General features: G+C 45.6%; 14 protein-coding genes and 3 tRNA genes. 16 read left to right on the forward strand and 1 reads right to left on the reverse strand.

Features of this window, described 5'->3' with window-relative positions; all coding sequences use genetic code 11:
- Positions 1–2: 2 nt before the first annotated feature.
- Together ACQY6Q_RS13490 and rpoS are read left to right on the forward strand one after the other, a co-directional pair.
- Positions 3–806, forward strand: a complete 804-nt coding sequence (locus tag ACQY6Q_RS13490) for a peptidoglycan DD-metalloendopeptidase family protein (protein ID WP_427982164.1) — start codon at positions 3–5, stop codon at positions 804–806.
- 56 nt (positions 807–862) lie between these two features.
- Positions 863–1,807: an RNA polymerase sigma factor RpoS gene (gene rpoS / locus ACQY6Q_RS13495; RefSeq protein WP_427982165.1), complete on the forward strand. Its 945-nt coding sequence runs from the start codon at positions 863–865 to the stop codon at positions 1,805–1,807.
- Positions 1,808–1,865: 58 nt separating this feature from the next.
- Here the strand turns inward: rpoS and mutS are convergent, their stop codons facing one another.
- Positions 1,866–4,427 carry a DNA mismatch repair protein MutS gene (mutS, locus tag ACQY6Q_RS13500; protein WP_427982166.1) on the reverse strand — a complete coding sequence of 854 codons (2,562 nt, stop codon included), beginning with the start codon at positions 4,425–4,427 and terminating at the stop codon, positions 1,866–1,868.
- A gap of 168 nt (positions 4,428–4,595) precedes the next feature.
- Between mutS and recA the strand changes: the two genes are divergently transcribed.
- The 14 genes from recA to ACQY6Q_RS13570 form a co-directional block, all read left to right on the forward strand.
- On the forward strand, positions 4,596–5,642 hold the full coding sequence (gene recA, locus ACQY6Q_RS13505) for a recombinase RecA (RefSeq protein ID WP_427982167.1): 1,047 nt from the start codon (positions 4,596–4,598) through the stop codon (positions 5,640–5,642).
- Positions 5,643–5,679: 37 nt separating this feature from the next.
- Positions 5,680–6,129 carry a regulatory protein RecX gene (locus ACQY6Q_RS13510; RefSeq protein WP_427982168.1) on the forward strand — a complete coding sequence of 150 codons (450 nt, stop codon included), beginning with the start codon at positions 5,680–5,682 and terminating at the stop codon, positions 6,127–6,129.
- A 142-nt stretch (positions 6,130–6,271) separates the two neighbouring features.
- Positions 6,272–8,896 (forward strand): alanine--tRNA ligase, encoded by a 2,625-nt coding sequence (gene alaS, locus ACQY6Q_RS13515; RefSeq protein WP_427982170.1) that lies wholly within the window; start codon positions 6,272–6,274, stop codon positions 8,894–8,896.
- 30 nt (positions 8,897–8,926) lie between these two features.
- The gene (locus ACQY6Q_RS13520; RefSeq protein ID WP_427982171.1) at positions 8,927–10,141 is read left to right on the forward strand and encodes an aspartate kinase; all 1,215 of its coding nucleotides are present in this window, start codon (positions 8,927–8,929) and stop codon (positions 10,139–10,141) included.
- A 109-nt stretch (positions 10,142–10,250) separates the two neighbouring features.
- A complete protein-coding gene (gene csrA / locus ACQY6Q_RS13525; protein ID WP_016402827.1) occupies positions 10,251–10,430 on the forward strand; it encodes a carbon storage regulator CsrA in 180 nt (59 codons plus the stop codon).
- Positions 10,431–10,642: 212 nt separating this feature from the next.
- Positions 10,643–10,735: transfer RNA gene (locus ACQY6Q_RS13530), tRNA-Ser, on the forward strand.
- Positions 10,736–10,746: 11 nt separating this feature from the next.
- Positions 10,747–10,823, forward strand: a tRNA-Arg gene (locus ACQY6Q_RS13535).
- Between the two features lie 54 nt (positions 10,824–10,877).
- Positions 10,878–10,954, forward strand: a tRNA-Arg gene (locus ACQY6Q_RS13540).
- A 338-nt stretch (positions 10,955–11,292) separates the two neighbouring features.
- The gene (locus ACQY6Q_RS13545; RefSeq protein ID WP_427982174.1) at positions 11,293–11,535 is read left to right on the forward strand and encodes an OadG family protein; all 243 of its coding nucleotides are present in this window, start codon (positions 11,293–11,295) and stop codon (positions 11,533–11,535) included.
- Positions 11,536–11,555: 20 nt separating this feature from the next.
- Entirely contained in the window at positions 11,556–13,343 is a 1,788-nt protein-coding gene (oadA, locus tag ACQY6Q_RS13550; RefSeq protein ID WP_427982176.1) for a sodium-extruding oxaloacetate decarboxylase subunit alpha, read from the forward strand.
- 13 nt (positions 13,344–13,356) lie between these two features.
- A complete protein-coding gene (locus tag ACQY6Q_RS13555; RefSeq protein WP_427982177.1) occupies positions 13,357–14,487 on the forward strand; it encodes a sodium ion-translocating decarboxylase subunit beta in 1,131 nt (376 codons plus the stop codon).
- A 466-nt stretch (positions 14,488–14,953) separates the two neighbouring features.
- A complete protein-coding gene (locus ACQY6Q_RS13560) occupies positions 14,954–15,565 on the forward strand; it encodes a beta-phosphoglucomutase family hydrolase (protein ID WP_427982178.1) in 612 nt (203 codons plus the stop codon).
- A 20-nt stretch (positions 15,566–15,585) separates the two neighbouring features.
- On the forward strand, positions 15,586–16,002 hold the full coding sequence (locus ACQY6Q_RS13565; protein WP_427982179.1) for a YqaA family protein: 417 nt from the start codon (positions 15,586–15,588) through the stop codon (positions 16,000–16,002).
- A 17-nt stretch (positions 16,003–16,019) separates the two neighbouring features.
- On the forward strand, positions 16,020–17,265 hold a 1,246-nt coding region (locus tag ACQY6Q_RS13570), incomplete at its 3' end, for a M16 family metallopeptidase (RefSeq protein ID WP_427982180.1).

The raw sequence follows: 17,265 nt of genomic DNA on the forward strand, positions 1-17,265 counted from the left end.
ACATGAAAAACCTGTATTTTGTTATTGTCATGGTGTTGCTTTCCTCACTGCAAGGATGTAGTCGGGAAGGTGGCCCTGCGCCAGTGGCAAATGCGGGTACTTATAATGCCGAGAACCGGGGGGTACTGAGCGGTTCTTCTTACAAAGTGAAAAAAGGCGAGACCTTATACTCAATTGCTTGGCGAGCTGGGCTCGACCCCGAAGAATTGGCAAAAAGAAATAATATCTCGGCTCCCTATACAATCTATGTTGGACAAACCATTAATTTGAAGGGGAGCGGAGTTAAGTTTCGTAATGTCAAAACCAACAAGCATAAAACAGCGAAGCCGCAAGTTAATACGGCCAATAATTCACCAAAAAAACTTGAATCAACGTCAACAAAGGCATACGCTAAAACCTCGCCAGTGACTAAAACGAATAGTTCATCTAGTCCGGTAAAAACTTGGGTATGGCCTACAAAGGGCAAGGTCATCAAAGGGTTCTCGGACCGAGAAAACGGCAATAAAGGCTTGGATATTCGTGGTAGGCAAGGGCAAAAAATCGTCGCCTCAGCGCCTGGTAGAGTGGTTTATGCCGGTAGTGCATTAAGGGGTTACGGTAAACTAATAATAATAAAACATAACGATGACTTTTTAAGTGCTTATGCTCATAACAGTCGATTACGTGTAAAAGAAAAACAGCAAGTAGTAGTAGGGCAACATATCGCCGATATGGGCGATACAGGAACAACCGATACGAGATTACATTTTGAAATTCGTTTCAAAGGAAAGTCGGTAGACCCACAGAAGTATCTGCCGGCACTCTAGCCTAGATTGCAAACACATAATAATAGCAATCAGGTATTGTTCAGGGAGGTTATGCTATGACCCAAGAAAAAACTGCTGTAAAACTAAAAAGTATTTCAACGGACGATGCTAAAAATTCAGACAACGTTGTTGAAAAAGATGACATGATGCAAGCCGATGCGTCCAAGAGCTTAGATGCAACCCAGCTCTATCTTGGCGAAATCGGATTTTCTCCCCTACTCACTGCAGAAGAAGAAGTTCTCTATGCTCGTAGAGCGTTAAGAGGCGATGAAGCTGCGCGCAAAAGGATGATTGAAAGTAACCTACGCTTAGTAGTGAAAATTGCCCGCCGTTACAATAATCGCGGTTTAGCATTGTTAGACTTAATTGAGGAAGGAAATCTCGGTCTAATTCGAGCAGTAGAGAAATTTGATCCTGAACGTGGCTTCCGTTTTTCAACCTATGCCACTTGGTGGATCCGCCAAACTATAGAGCGGGCGATAATGAATCAAACCCGTACTATTCGCTTACCCATTCATGTAGTAAAAGAACTCAACGTTTATTTACGTACCGCTCGTGAGTTGGCGCATCGTCTCGACCATGAACCTACCGCTGAAGAGATTGCCGAAACCCTTGACCGTCCTGTTGAAGATGTGACTAAGATGTTGCGCTTAAACGAGCGGATCAGTTCGGTCGATACACCAATTGGTGGCGATAACGATAAGGCGCTGTTAGATATTATTTCTGATGAAAACGACCACGGTCCAGAGCATAAGACTCAAGACGACGACATGAAAAATAGCATTGTTGGTTGGTTGGAAGAATTAAACAGTAAACAGCGTGAAGTGTTGGCTCGCCGCTTTGGTTTATTGGGCTACGAAGCCTCTACTTTAGAAGATGTTGGGCGCGAAATTGGTCTAACTCGTGAGCGAGTAAGACAAATACAAGTTGAAGCCCTACGCCGTCTACGTGACATACTTTCACTGCAAAACCTATCAATAGACTCTTTATTTAAAGTATAACGATAGCGTTTAAACCTAACAAAAAAGGAAGCCTAGCTTCCTTTTTTTATGACTGAACTTAGTCAATTTGCTGCTTGAGTTGAAACAGCAGTTCTAACGCCGCCCTTGGAGATAGCTCATTGGGGTCAAGTTGCTTGAGCTGTTCAACGATGGGATGTTCCGCTTCATTTAGCTCGATAGTTAATTGCTCACCCATCTCTTCAGTTGTAAGCTTGGGCTCACTTGGCTGTAGTGATTCTAACTGTTTCAGTTTGGCTTTTGCTTGTTGGATCACTGGCTTAGGAATACCGGCAAGAGCTGCTACTTGTAAACCATAACTTTTGCTGGCGGCACCATCTTGAACCTGATGCATGAAGGCAATGGTATCTTGGTGCTCTATCGCATCAAGGTGAACATTGGCAACGCCGCTTAATAGTTCTGGCAATTGTGTCAGTTCAAAATAATGGGTAGCAAATAGCGTCGGTGAATGAAGTTTACTCAAGGCTTGAGCTACCGCCCATGCTAGCGACATGCCGTCGTAAGTGCTGGTGCCTCGGCCTATTTCATCCATCAAAATCAGACTGTTAGCGGTGGCATTGTGCAATATGTTGGCGGTTTCGGTCATTTCCACCATGAAGGTAGAACGGCCACTCGCTAAGTCATCGGAGGCACCAATGCGGGTGAAAATTTTATCTATGGGCCCCAGTTCTGCACTGTCTGCTGGAACGTAACTGCCAATGTAGGCCATTAAACATATTAAGGCGGTTTGGCGCATGTAAGTCGATTTACCACCCATATTGGGGCCTGTCACTATCAATAACTTACGTTGATCATTGAGTTCCAGTGGGTTGGCGATAAAGGGAGTATCGTTGACTTGCTCTACCACCGGGTGGCGTCCGGCTTGAATAGTAATGTTTGGTTGAGAGACAAAATTAGGGCGAACATAGTTAAGGGTTTCTGCCCGCTCTGCCAAGCAACACAATACATCTAATTGAGCGATAGCTTGAGCACTCTGTTGCATGCTATTTAAGTGAGGGAGCAGTAAGTCGAGTAATTGTTCATAAAGCTGTTTTTCCAAGGCTAGCGCCTTGCCTTGGCTGGCGAGTACTTTTTCTTCATGCTCTTTTAATTCGGCAATGATGTAACGTTCCATATTTTTTAAGGTTTGCCGACGAATGTAGTGCTCAGGCACTTGCTCTGAATGCGCTCTGCTTACTTCAATGTAAAAACCATGTACTTTGTTGTAGCCAATTTTTAAGTTGGCGATGCCAGTTTGTTCACGCTCTCGCTGTTCAATATCACTTAAAAATTGAGTGGCTCCATCGTTTAAGCTTCGCCACTCGTCTAATTCTTGATGGTAGCCTTCGGCTATCACGCCGCCGTCACGGATTAGTACCGGCGGATTATCGATAATGGCGCGTTGCAGTAAGTCGACAATTTCCGGAAACTGACTAATCGCTTTGGCTAAGGGGCTTAAAGCAGTGCAAGCTTGTAAGCTAGCTTGCAATTGGGGAAGTTGCACAAAGGCATTGCGCAAACGCGCCAAATCACGAGGTCGAGCCGAACGCAAAGCTAAACGAGCAAGGATCCGCTCTATGTCACCGATGGACCTAAGCTGGCTTTGCAGCTCTAGATAGAGGTCTTGCTTGAGAATTTCGGCGATGCAATCTTGGCGCTGACTTACCTGTTGTTGGTTTCTCAGAGGCTGATGGATCCAGCGATTAAGCAAACGGCTGCCCATAGGCGTGGAACTGCGATCAAGCACAGAACTTAAGGTATTATCGATACCGCCCGATAGATTGCGAGTCAGCTCTAAGTTTTTACGGCTAGCGGCATCCAGTTGAATAAACTGGCTTTGGTTTTCTACGATAATCGCATTGATGTGCGGCAAGGCAGTGCGTTGAGTATCTTGTACGTACTGCATCAAACATCCAGCGGCGGCTAAGGCTAAGGGGTATTCAGATACGCCAAAACCGTCTAAGTGTTGTGTACCAAACTGTTGATTGAGCACTTTTTCTGCGGTGGCAAGGTCAAACTCCCATTCACCACGACGACGTAGGCCTTTGTAATTAGCTAAATAAGCCGAGTATTCAAAATTATCGGGATAAAGTAGCTCGGCAGGATTTAAGCGTTGTAGTTCCGCTTGAAGCTGTTGTTCTCCAGTAAACTGGTTGATCACGAAGCGGCCGCTGGCAATATCTAAATAGGCCAAACCAATGTTTTGCTGTTGGTTAACCACGCTGACTAAAAAGTTTTCTTGTTTTTCTTGGAGCAAAGCCTCATCACTGACCGTGCCTGGGGTGATGATTCTAACCACTTTACGTTCAACCGGCCCTTTGCTGGTGGCTGGATCACCCACCTGTTCGCAAATGGCTACTGATTCACCTAGCTGTACTAATCTAGAAAGATAGTTCTCGACGGCATGGTAAGGAATGCCAGCCATTGGGATCGGGGTGCCTGCGGATTGACCTCGCTTGGTGAGGGAGATGTCCATCAGCTCTGAAGCGCGTTTGGCATCATCGTAAAACAATTCGTAAAAATCACCCATGCGATAAAATAGTAAAATTTCTGGATGTTGCGCCTTCAAGCTTAGGTATTGGCGCATCATTGGTGTGTGTTTTTCTAGATTTGTTTCTGTCATTAGGCTAGTTGTATGAATTGGTTGTGGCAAAACGAAACAGCTAGGATAAAAGCTGCTAGTGAATTAGGCAAAACTCTTTTACGAATTTTATGGAATAAACTTGATACTGTATGAATACCCAGTATACTACTGTTCATTAAGATAGTTTATAGCACCTACGAGGGCGATATGGATCAGAATAAACAAAAGGCATTAGCTGCGGCCCTAGGCCAAATTGAGAAGCAATTTGGTAAAGGCTCAATCATGAAGCTCGGCGACAACCGTACCATGGATATAGAAACTATTTCTACTGGTTCTTTATCTATTGATATCGCCTTGGGCGCTGGCGGCTTACCTATGGGCCGGGTGATTGAGATTTATGGCCCTGAGAGCTCAGGTAAAACCACATTAACTTTAGAGGCCATCGCCCAAGCTCAGAAAGCGGGTAAGGTATGTGCCTTTGTTGATGCCGAGCACGCCCTCGATCCTATTTACGCTAAAAAGTTAGGTGTAGATGTTGATAACTTATTGGTTTCTCAGCCGGATACAGGTGAACAGGCGCTAGAAATTACCGACATGTTAGCTCGCTCTGGTGCTGTAGACATGATTGTTATCGACTCGGTGGCAGCTTTAACACCTAAAGCAGAAATTGAAGGCGATATGGGTGATAGCCACGTAGGCTTACAAGCTCGCTTAATGTCGCAGGCTTTGCGTAAGTTAACCGGTACACTCAAGCAAACCAATTGTATGTGTATTTTCATTAACCAAATTCGTATGAAAATTGGTGTAATGTTTGGTAACCCAGAAACGACCACTGGTGGTAATGCGCTTAAGTTCTACGCTTCGGTACGTTTAGATATTCGTCGTATTGGTGCGGTTAAAAACGGTGATGAAGTGGTGGGCAACGAAACCCGCGTTAAAGTGGTGAAAAATAAAATTGCGCCTCCATTTAAGCAAGCCGAATTCCAAATCATGTATGGTGAAGGTTTTAACCGTTATGGTGAGTTAATCGATTTAGGTGTAAAAGAGAAACTGGTTGATAAGGCTGGCGCTTGGTTCTCTTACAAAGGCAATAAAATTGGCCAAGGTAAAGCCAATGCCTCTAATTACCTGAAAGAGCATCCAGAAGTTGCTCAAGAAATTGAAATGACCATTCGTAATAACCTTCTAAATAAAGATGTTGTTCCCGAGCCGCCAGCTCCAGTGGCTGAAGCGCCTGTGGACGAAGAGGCATAAACAGTTCATGAGGGGAGCCGCAAGGCTCCTTTTTGTTATGACCAGGAGAAGTGCTCTACATACCACCATCGATTTGCTGTCAAGGCGCTCTTATAGCCAGCAGCAATTGTCGCAAAAGCTTCAGCAAAAAGGTTTCGATGAAAGCGAAATCAGCGATGCGCTAGATTACGCTCGGCAAAATGCCTGGCTAGATGATGAAAGCTATGCTCAGTCATTGACACGGGCTCGTCTTGCTAAGGGTTATGGCCCCAATTATATTCGCCAATATTTACGGCAAAAGGGTATTAGCGGCGAGCTAGTGGCTAAAGTGCTGAGCGATCCTGAGTGGGACTGGTATCAAGCTTTAGAACTCAGCTTTTGTCGAAAATTCAAGCAGGGGCTGCCAGAGCGTGGTCCGCTACAGCAAAAATGCCGAGCCTACCTGTTTCGTCGCGGTTTTGACGCCGACTTAATCAATATCTTGTTTAGTGAACAAGCTCAGCAATAAGCCCTGAACACTTTGCCTGCAAGGGTCTGCGTGATATATTGTCGCGATTAATTACGATTTCACCTTTAATAGCGTTAATCAACGAGTTGCCTTGGTATTGACTAAGCACTCGAGTTGCTACGAACCCCCAGGAAAGAGTTTAATGAAGATGACTTCAGCTGAAGTGAGAGAGGCCTTTCTAAGCTTCTTTAACAGCAAAAATCACCAGATAGTTGCCAGTAGTTCATTGGTTCCCCATGACGATCCCACCTTATTGTTTACCAATGCGGGGATGAATCAATTTAAAGATGTTTTCCTTGGCATCGATAAGCGTAACTACAGCCGAGCTACCACTTCGCAGCGTTGTGTTCGAGCGGGTGGTAAACATAACGACTTAGAGAACGTTGGTTATACCGCGCGTCATCATACCTTTTTTGAAATGCTCGGTAACTTTAGCTTTGGCGACTACTTCAAAGAAGACGCGATTGGCTACGCTTGGGAGTTTTTAACTGAAGTCGTTAAGCTACCAAAAGAAAAACTATTGGTAACGGTTTACCAAAGCGATGATGAAGCCTTCGATATTTGGGCAAACAAAATTGGTGTGCCTAAAGATCGCATCGTACGCATCGGCGATAAATCACCGGATAAGAAGTTTGAGTCAGATAACTTTTGGCAGATGGGCGATACCGGTCCTTGTGGTCCATGTACTGAAATTTTCTACGATCACGGTGAACATATCTGGGGTGGTCCTCCAGGAAGTCCCGAGGAAGATGGCGACCGCTTTATTGAAATATGGAACGTAGTTTTCATGCAATTCAACCGTCAAGCCGACGGTCGCATGGATCCTTTACCTAATCCTTCAGTGGATACCGGGATGGGCTTGGAGCGTATTGCTGCCATTTTGCAGGGCGTACACTCCAATTATGAAATCGATATTTTCCAAAATCTTATCGCGGCGGCGGCTAAGATCATTGGCACTAAAGATTTAGAGAACAAATCGTTACGAGTGATTGCTGACCATATTCGTTCTTGTGGTTTCTTGATTGCCGACGGTGTGATGCCCGCAAATGAAGGGCGTGGCTATGTATTACGTCGAATTATTCGTCGTGCGATTCGCCATGGTAATAAACTCGGTGCCAGCGAAGCCTTTTTCTACAAGTTATTGCCAGCATTGGTGAAAGAGATGGGCGAAGCTTACCCAGAACTGCAAACGCAGTTGCCGGTGATTGAGCGAGTACTGAAGCTTGAAGAAGAGCAGTTTGCCAAAACCTTAGATCGCGGTTTGATGATCTTGGATGAGGCTCTTAATGAGCTTGAAGGTAAGGTTATTCCTGGTGAGTTAGTGTTTAAGCTTTATGATACCTATGGTTTTCCGGCTGACTTAACCGCCGATATTGCCAGAGAGCGCGAGCTGACCATCGACGAGGCGCAATTTGAAGCCGCGATGCAGGCGCAACGCGAGCGAGCCAAACAAGCGAGTAATTTTGGCACCGACTATAACGATAATCTAGTGATCGATGCTGAGACCGAATTTTTGGGCTATCAGCACTTAGAAGCTCAGGCTAACATCATTGATATCTACCGTGATGGTCAATCACAAAGCCAGTTAAACGAAGGCGAACACGCCATAGTAGTATTGGATAAAACCCCATTTTATGCCGAGTCTGGTGGTCAGGCTGGTGATGCGGGTGAGCTGATTTACTCGGGCGGAAGCTTTGTGGTTCAAGACACGGTTAAGATTGGTAAAGCCTTTGTACATAAGGGTTATGTGCAAGGCGCAGCGTTATCCCTGCCTTTGGAAGTGAAAGCGAGTGTTGATTCTCGTCGTCGTTGGAATACCGCGTTAAACCACTCGGTCACCCATTTATTACACGCCGCCTTGCGTCAAACTTTAGGCGAGCATGTTGCGCAGAAGGGCTCGTTGGTTGAAGCGGCGCGCTTGCGTTTTGACTTCTCTCATTTTGAAGCGGTGTCGATGAAGTCGATTCGTCAGGTTGAGCACTTAGTTAACCAGCAAATTCGTCGAAATTTACCGGTCATTACTAAAGTGATGAATTTAGACGAAGCCAAACAAGCCGGAGCAATGGCACTGTTTGGCGAAAAATATGACGACGATGTACGCGTAGTGAGCATGGGGGATTTCTCCACAGAACTTTGCGGCGGCACTCACGTTAATCATACCGGCGACATTGGCTTCTTTAAAATCACCAGTGAAGCGGGTATCGCAGCTGGGGTTCGCCGTATTGAAGCGGTGACTGGCCAATTTGCTATTGATTTGATTCACCGTTTGGCCGAAGAAACCGAAAAAGCCGCTAACTTGGTAAAAGGTGATCAGTTCAACATCGGCGAAAAAGTAATGCAATTGGTTGACCGCAATAAAATGTTGGAAAAAGATATTAGCCAACTGAAAGCGAAGTTAGCCAGTGCAGCGAGTAATAATGCGACAGATCAAATACAAACCATTAATGGTGTGAAAGTATTATTGGCCCACCTCGAAGGCGTTGAAGGTAAAGCTCTACGCAGCAGCGTCGATGAACTCAAAGTGAAGCTGGAGAGTGGTGTTATTCTTCTGGCCGCAGTGAATGATGGCAAGGTCAGTTTGGTGGCCGGGGTAACTAAAGATCTAACGGCTCGAGTGAAAGCCGGTGAAATGGTTAATATCGCGGCACAATGTGTAGGCGGTAAAGGTGGTGGTCGACCTGATATGGCACAGGCTGGTGGTAATCAGGCAGACGGTTTACCTAAAGCTCTGGAAAACGTTAAACAGTGGCTCAGTGAGCAGTTGTAATTGGCTAAGTGTTAAGTAAAAGGAAAGCAAGTGGCACTAATTGTTCAAAAATATGGTGGTACCTCGGTTGGCACGCTTGAACGTATCGAAGCGGTAGCAGAGCGAGTTATTCGTTGTAAGGAAGCGGGTGATGACATTGTGGTCGTGCTTTCGGCTATGTCTGGTGAAACTAACCGTTTATTGGGCTTGGCAAAAGAAATCGATGAGAATGCCTGCGAGCGTGAAAAGGACGTATTGGTATCAACCGGTGAGCAAGTCACCATTGCGCTGCTCAGTATTGCGCTGCAGAAACGAGGTTGCGATGCCATATCTATGACTGGCGACCAAATTCGTATGCATACCGATGATGCTCATGGTAAAGCTCGCATCACCCATATTGATGATCATAATATTCACGGCCACTTAAAACAAAACAAAGTGGTGGTAATTGCTGGTTTCCAAGGACGTAGTCCTGACAACTATATTACTACCTTGGGGCGTGGTGGTTCAGATACCACGGCGGTGGCCATTGCTGCTGCCCTAAAGGCCGATGAGTGCCAGATCTACACTGACGTTGATGGTGTGTATACCACAGACCCAAGAGTAGAGCCGAAAGCCCGTAGGCTAGACAGCATTACTTTTGAAGAAATGTTAGAAATGGCTAGCTTAGGGGCCAAGGTGCTACAAATCCGCGCGGTAGAATTCGCCGGTAAATACAACGTACCATTAAGAGTATTATCTAGTTTTACCGAAGGTCAGGGGACCTTAATTAGTTACGAGGGAAATAAAATGGAGTCACCGGTCATTTCAGGCATCGCGTTTAATCGAGATGAAGCAAGCTTAACCATATTGGGTGTGCCTGATAAACCCTCGGTAGCGGCATCTATTTTGGCGCCGATTGGCGACGCAAATATCGATGTGGATATGATCATTCAAAACTCGATGGGTGATAATACCGCAGACTTTACTTTTACGGTGCATCGTAATGATTACAAACGAGCCAAGCAGCTTTTAGAGCAAACAGCTCAAGAGCTAGGCGCTCGTGACGTTCAAGGAAAAGACTCTTTAGCCAAGATCTCCATTGTTGGAGTTGGCATGATGAACCATCCTGGTGTTGCCAAAACCATGTTTGAAACTTTAGGTAACGAGGGCATTAATATGCAACTAATCTCGACTTCTGAAATCAAAGTATCGGTAGTGGTAGACGAGAAGTATTTGGAACTGGCGGTACGCGCACTACATACCGCCTATAACCTAGACCAATAATAATGACTCTGAAGCTTAAACAGGCTAGTCTATGGAGTAATTGCCACAGAATAGTAGCTAAGTGACAAGTCACTAAAGAACAAAAAAATATCAATTTAAGGAGATATTAATGCTAATTTTGACTCGCCGTGTTGGCGAAACCTTGATGATTGGGGATGAAGTAACCGTAACTGTACTCGGTGTAAAAGGTAATCAGGTACGTATTGGTGTGAATGCACCGAAAGAAGTATCGGTTCACCGTGAAGAAATTTATATGCGCATTCAAGCAGAAAAAAGCGCCGGTGCTTAAGCCTGTATCGTCAATTTAATGCTAAAGCACATAGGAAGCCATTGGCTTCCTTTTGTTTTTTTACTAACTGCTAATTTGTTTAGCGATGGCATATTAGCCAGTTATTAGTCAAAAACTTTGCGAACTGTTCGAAAGCTGAACGAACGAGAGAAAAGTAACAAAAAAGGTTTGACTATATTTTTTGAAGCAGTAATATCTGCATCCGAAATCGCGGTGAGGTGGCCGAGTGGCCGAAGGCGCTCCCCTGCTAAGGGAGTATAGGGTTTGTAGCCCTATCGAGGGTTCGAATCCCTCCCTCACCGCCATCGATTTCAACGCGCGTGTAGCTCAGCTGGATAGAGTACCTGGCTACGAACCAGGCGGTCGGAGGTTCGAATCCTTCCACGCGCGCCATTTCTTTTTTATTTGAAGCTTAGGTAAATATCTTCTAGGCTTGTTATACCCCACGCGCGTGTAGCTCAGCTGGATAGAGTACCTGGCTACGAACCAGGCGGTCGGAGGTTCGAATCCTTCCACGCGCGCCATCTTATTTTAATCTACTACTCGCTTGTTGTTATTCATCATTTATTCATCTTGAATTTTTCCACTTGTGATCACGAAGACTACTTTTCGTTGTTTCGAACTGATAAATTAGTCCTTCTGGAAAGCCACCTGATGTGCGTTAACTGTATGTTGCGCAAATGTTAAGGTTTGGTATTTTTAACTGATGTAAGATTATTTCGATAGTAGTGGTAGAGCATCTTATCGATATAATCCGGTTAACAATGATATACATTTGAATAATTATTCAGCTTTCAGGTTTGATTTTTATTGATTTGCGTGTAATTCTTACGCCAATCTTAAAGGACGTGGATTGTAAATTATGATGGATTTGACCGAGCTGCTAGTCGAAGCGGCAACGTTAATGGGGGTCGGGATGATCGCCGTATTTTGCTTCTTATCGCTATTAATTGTTGCGGTAAAGGGCTTGGCTAAAATCGCCCCTCCTATTGCAGAAATTGCCGAGCCTAGATCGGCCTCGCCAAAATCGACCCAACCTGCCAATAACGCCGCCGTGGTAGCCGCAATTTCTGCTGCCGTTCAACAGTACCGGAAGGCCAAATAACTTAAAGAGGATTTAAGGCAATGTCTAAACCACTTGCATTAACTGATGTTGTATTGCGCGACGCGCATCAATCATTGTTAGCAACGCGTCTTCGCATCGAAGATATGTTACCTATTGCTGAGCAACTCGACCAAATTGGTTATTGGTCTCTAGAAACTTGGGGCGGTGCCACGTTTGATGCCTGCATTCGCTACTTAGGTGAAGACCCATGGGAGCGCCTGCGTGAGTTGAAAAAGGCGATGCCCAATACCAAGCAACAAATGTTGTTACGTGGGCAGAACTTATTGGGTTACCGTCACTACGCCGATGACGTAGTAGAGCGTTTCGTTGAGCGAGCGGTTAAAAATGGTATGGACGTATTCCGTATCTTTGATGCGATGAATGATCCTCGTAACTTCCAAACGGCGGTTAAAGCGGCGCTAGATTGCGGTGCCCATGCTCAGGGAACCATCTCATACACTACTAGCCCGATCCATACTATCGAGAACTGGGTAGACCTAGCGAAGCGTCTAGAAGACATTGGCTGTCATTCTATTGCCATTAAAGACATGTCTGGCTTACTTAAGCCTTACGAAGCAGAAACGCTGATCAAACGCTTGAAAGCCGAAACCGATGTAGAGTTAGCTTTGCACTGCCATGCCACTACTGGTTTAAGTCTACCGACTCATATGAAAGCGATTGAAGCGGGTATCGACATTATCGATACGGCGATTTCTTCAATGAGCTGTACTTACGGCCATAGCCCAACAGAAACTATTGTGGCGATGCTCCAAGGTACAGAACGTGATACCGGCTTGGATTTAACTAAATTGGAAGCCATCGCAGCCTACTTCCGAGAAGTGCGTAAGAAATATGCGAAGTTCGAGGGCAGCTTAAAAGGCGTGGATTCGCGTATTCTCATTGCCCAAGTACCTGGCGGCATGCTTACCAATATGGAAGGCCAGCTGAAAGAGCAGGGCGCTGCAGATAAGATTGATGAAGTACTGGCTGAAATTCCTAAAGTGCGCAAAGATCTTGGTTACATTCCTTTGGTCACCCCCACCTCACAAATTGTGGGTACTCAGGCAGTGATTAACGTTCTTACTGGTGAGCGTTACAAAACCATCACCAAAGAAACTGCTGGTATCCTAAGTGGTCAGTACGGTAAAGCGCCGGGTGAGCTAAACCGCGAGCTACAAGCTCGTGTATTAAACGGCGAAGAAGCGATCACCTGTCGTCCTGCTGATTTACTTGAGGCCGAAATGGAGCGCCTGGAAGCCGAAGTAGAGCAATTGGCTAACGAAAAAGGCTTTGCTTTGGCAGAGGCTAAAATCGATGATGCGCTGACTTATGCTTTGTTCCCACAGATTGGTTTGAAGTTTTTAGCAAATCGTGGCAATCCTGATGCCTTTGAGCCGGTACCTAGTGCTGATGATGTTAAGGCTGTTGCTGCAAAACCCGCTAAAGCCGGTGGCGTTGAAACTTACTCGGTTAGAGTAGATGGACAACTTTATACTGTTGATGTGGGTCCTGAAGGCTCAATTGACGGCGTAGCTGCAGTTCCAAGTTCTGCTAATGTTGCCAGTGAGTCTGTCGCCAGTGCCGCTTCTGGTAGTGCTGAAGAGCTTCCAGCCCCGCTAGCCGGAAATATCTTTAAAGTGGTGGTGCAACCGGGTGCTAAAGTGCAAGAAGGTGACGTGCTGCTGATTATGGAAGCGATGAAAATGGAAACGGAAATCCGTTCTGCAAAAACCGGTGTGGTTGAGCAGGTGTTAGTTAAAGAAGGTGATGCGGTTGCAGTGGGCGAAGTCCTACTGAGCATCGCTTAAGGGAGCCATAAAAGTGGAAGGATTACAGAAGTTATGGCTTGAGACCGGGTTAGCTAATTTCGAGCTCGGTCAATTGGTGATGATGGCGGTGGGTTTGCTGTTGCTTTATTTGGCAATTGTACGCAAATTCGAGCCCTTGTTGCTGCTGCCAATTGGCTTTGGTGCGGTGCTGGCAAATATTCCCAATGCCGGATTCACCGAGGAAGGTGGCTTACTTTACTACATCTATCATGTGGGTATTGAAACCGGCGTATTCCCCTTATTGATTTTCATGGGGGTGGGGGCGCTGACCGATTTTGGCGCTTTGATCGCTAACCCTCGGATGTTGTTACTAGGCGCGGCTGCTCAGTTTGGTATTTTTGCCACCTTATTTGGGGCTATTTTGCTAAACACTATTCCAGGCTTTGATTTCACCTTGGCTGACGCATCTGCAATTGCCATTATTGGTGGGGCCGATGGTCCTACGGCGATTTTCTTAGCTTCTAAGTTGGCACCTGATCTACTCGGCGCAATCGCTGTGGCGGCTTACTCTTATATGGCTTTAGTGCCAATTATTCAGCCGCCAATCATGAAAGCACTAACCAGCAAGGAAGAACGCGCCATTCAAATGGAGCAACTGCGTCCGGTAAGTAAGCGCGAGAAAATCTTGTTCCCGATTGCAGTGCTTGGCTTGACCATTTTGTTCCTACCTGCGGCAACTCCTTTAGTAGGAATGTTCTGCCTAGGTAACTTGATGCGCGAAAGTGGTGTAGTGGATCGCCTTAGTAAAACCGCTCAAAATGAGTTGATTAATGCGGTGACCATTTTCCTTGGTCTTGCGGTGGGCTCAAAGCTTTCTGCCGATAAGTTCTTAACCGTAGAAACCCTAGGTATTCTTGCTTTAGGCGCGGTAGCCTTCGCTATTGGTACTGCTTCTGGGGTATTGATGGCTAAGCTAATGAGTCGCTTAAGTGGTGGCAAGATTAACCCGTTAATTGGTGCCGCTGGGGTTTCTGCTGTACCAATGGCGGCGCGGGTGGTAAACAAGGTCGGTTTAGAATCAAACCCTCATAACTTCTTATTGATGCACGCAATGGGGCCCAACGTGGCTGGTGTATTAGGTAGTGCGGTAGCGGCCGGGGTTCTACTCTCTTGGGTAGGATAAACTTGAGAGATTAATCAAAAGCTTGCTTCGGCAAGCTTTTTTTTTTTGCTAATGAGTTATCCATATCATCAGACTAAAAAAGCCAATTAAAGCGCAACTGACGCCAATGATCCAATAATAACCCTTCAAACCCTGTTTAAAGCTTAAGCCATAATGAAACAAAAACAGTGTCCATAAAATGGTTAGAATTAAAGGTACTAAAAAAAACCGAACCATAGCGCTACCTGTTCACGTAAGTGATTGATGGTATTTAGTTTACTCGTATTAACCGATAAAAGAAGCGCTTTACTTAGCAACTTCGTCTCGCCTCACAGAGATTATTTTAGTCTATAGCGGTGCTAAGCAGCTTATCACGGCTTGGGAACAGCCAAAAAAGCCATAAACAACTCGTGCTTGATGGTGGGGCTTATTGTTATGATGCTGATAATAATTGTTATTCCTCCAAAATTTTTAACAAAGAGTGTTTATGCAACTAGAGCAATACGTCGAATATGATGCCTTCATTTTTGATATGGATGGCACCTTAATTGATTCTATGGGGCAGCACCAAAAAGCCTGGGTGTATGCTTTAAACAAGTTCAATATTCCTTTTACTGCGCAGCAAATGTTGGCTATGAGTGGTAAACCCACCGAGCAAACGGTTGAAATCTTAGCTGAGCAGGCCAATATTCAAGATCTTGACGTGGCTTTAATCTCAGAGACTAAAGAGCAACGTTATCATCAGCTAGTGAATCAAGAGGTACAGGTTACCCCTTTAATAAAAGTGTTCGAGCATTACTTAGGTGAAAAGCTGATGGCGGTAGGTACCGGAGCTAGTCAGCAACAAGCAGAGATGCTGCTGAATAAGTTAGGTATTGCTGAGCAGTTGCAGGCGATTGTTGGAGCCGATCTAGTGGCTCGGCATAAACCCGCCCCCGATACTTTTTTAAAGTGTGCCGAACTGATGCAGGTGGCACCACAGCGCTGCTTAGTCTTTGAAGATGCCGATGCGGGTATTGCGGCGGCACAAGCCGCAGGGATGGCCTATGTAGATGTTAGAGAGCTATGGCCCGCTAACTATTTCGTCGAGCCCTTGTAGCGGTGCTGTTAGCGCTATTTTTGAGTGCCCTGTCGTCGGCCACCATCTTACCCGGTAGTTCTGAAGTGTTATTGTTAGGGCTGCTTAGCCAATATCCTGAGCAGTGGTTAAGTTTGCTATTGGTGGCGAGTATCGGTAATACCTTAGGTGGTTTAATTACCTTTGCTATGGGCTGGGGCTTGTTCGATTTTGCCCATCGGCGCTTTGCCTTTCTACCGGATTTAGCCCAACAAGCTAAGGCTAAACCTTGGGTGAATAAATTTGGTGTATGGGTATTGTTACTGAGTTGGCTGCCGCTAGTGGGCGATGTGTTATGTTTTGTGGCTGGCGCGGCTAAATTGCCAGTAGTGCAAAGTAGCTTATTGATGTTAATTGGGAAATTAGCGCGTTATTCAATATTGGTGGTATTAGCTAATGCCTATGCTGGAGTTAATTGATGTTAAAAAGAGTAAACATGGGATTGAAGTGGTTTAGCCTATTAGGAGTGCTTGCCTTAGCGGCTTGCGCTTATGTTACCCCAGCTAATGAGCCAAGCTTACCTTCGGGGATGCGTTTGGTTGAGCAGGCGGAGGCCAATGGCAGTGAACTGCAGATAGGCTATAAAAAATACCGTCTGGCTAACGGCCTTACCGTTTTACTCTATCAAGATCAGAGTGCGCCCTTAGTCCATGTGGATGTGACTTATCATGTTGGTTCTAGCCGAGAGCAACAGGGTAAATCTGGTTTCGCTCACTTTTTTGAACACATGATGTTCCAAGGCTCTAAACACGTTGGTGACCAAGAGCACTTTCGAATTATTAACGAAGCCGGTGGAACCATGAATGGCTCCACCACTCAAGACCGTACCAACTACTACCAGACTGTGCCAGCCAATCAGCTGGAAAAAGTACTTTGGCTAGAAGCCGATAGAATGGGCTTCTTGCTTGATGCGGTAAGTCAGAAGAAATTTGAAATACAACGTGATACGGTGAAAAACGAGCGAGCCCAACGAGTTGATAACGCGCCCTATGGCTTGTTGTCTGAGCGGGTGGGCGAGGCTCTATATCCCCGCGATCATCCTTACTCTTGGCAACCCATCGGTTATGTTGAAGACTTAAATCGAGTTGATGTAAACGATTTGAAGGCTTTCTTCTTACGTTGGTATGGCCCAAATAATGCCGTGCTTAGCATTGGTGGTGATATCGACGAAGCTCAAACTCTTGAGTGGGTGAACAAGTATTTCGGCACTATTCCCAGCGGCCCTGAAGTACCTAAAGTTACCCCTTGGCCAGCCCAGCTAACGCAAACACGTTATATCTCCTTGGAAGACCGAGTCCATATTCCATTGTTGTATATTAGTTATCCTACGGTGTATGCCGGTGCCGAAGATGAAGTAGCTTTAGATATGTTTTCGGAAATTCTCGGCGGCGGGAAAAGCTCGTTATTGCATCAATCTTTAGTGGAGAGCGGTAAAGCCTTATCGGCTGGTAGCTCCCATTATTGTCGAGAAATAGCCTGTACCTTGGCTATTTATGTTCGAGCGAATCCTCAGTCGGGCTTAACGCTGGCTGAGCTGATGAAGGATGTTGATCAAGCCATTGATGACTTCGCTGCACGAGGTGTGAGTCAGGCGGACTTACAGCGGGTACGCTCTTCTCTTAAGGCTTCAACCATTTATAGTTTAGAAAGCGTAGCCGACGTGGTTACTCAGTTGGCCTATG

The sequence above is a fragment of the Agarivorans sp. genome (genome assembly GCF_050295395.1).
GTDB lineage: Bacteria > Pseudomonadota > Gammaproteobacteria > Enterobacterales > Celerinatantimonadaceae > Agarivorans.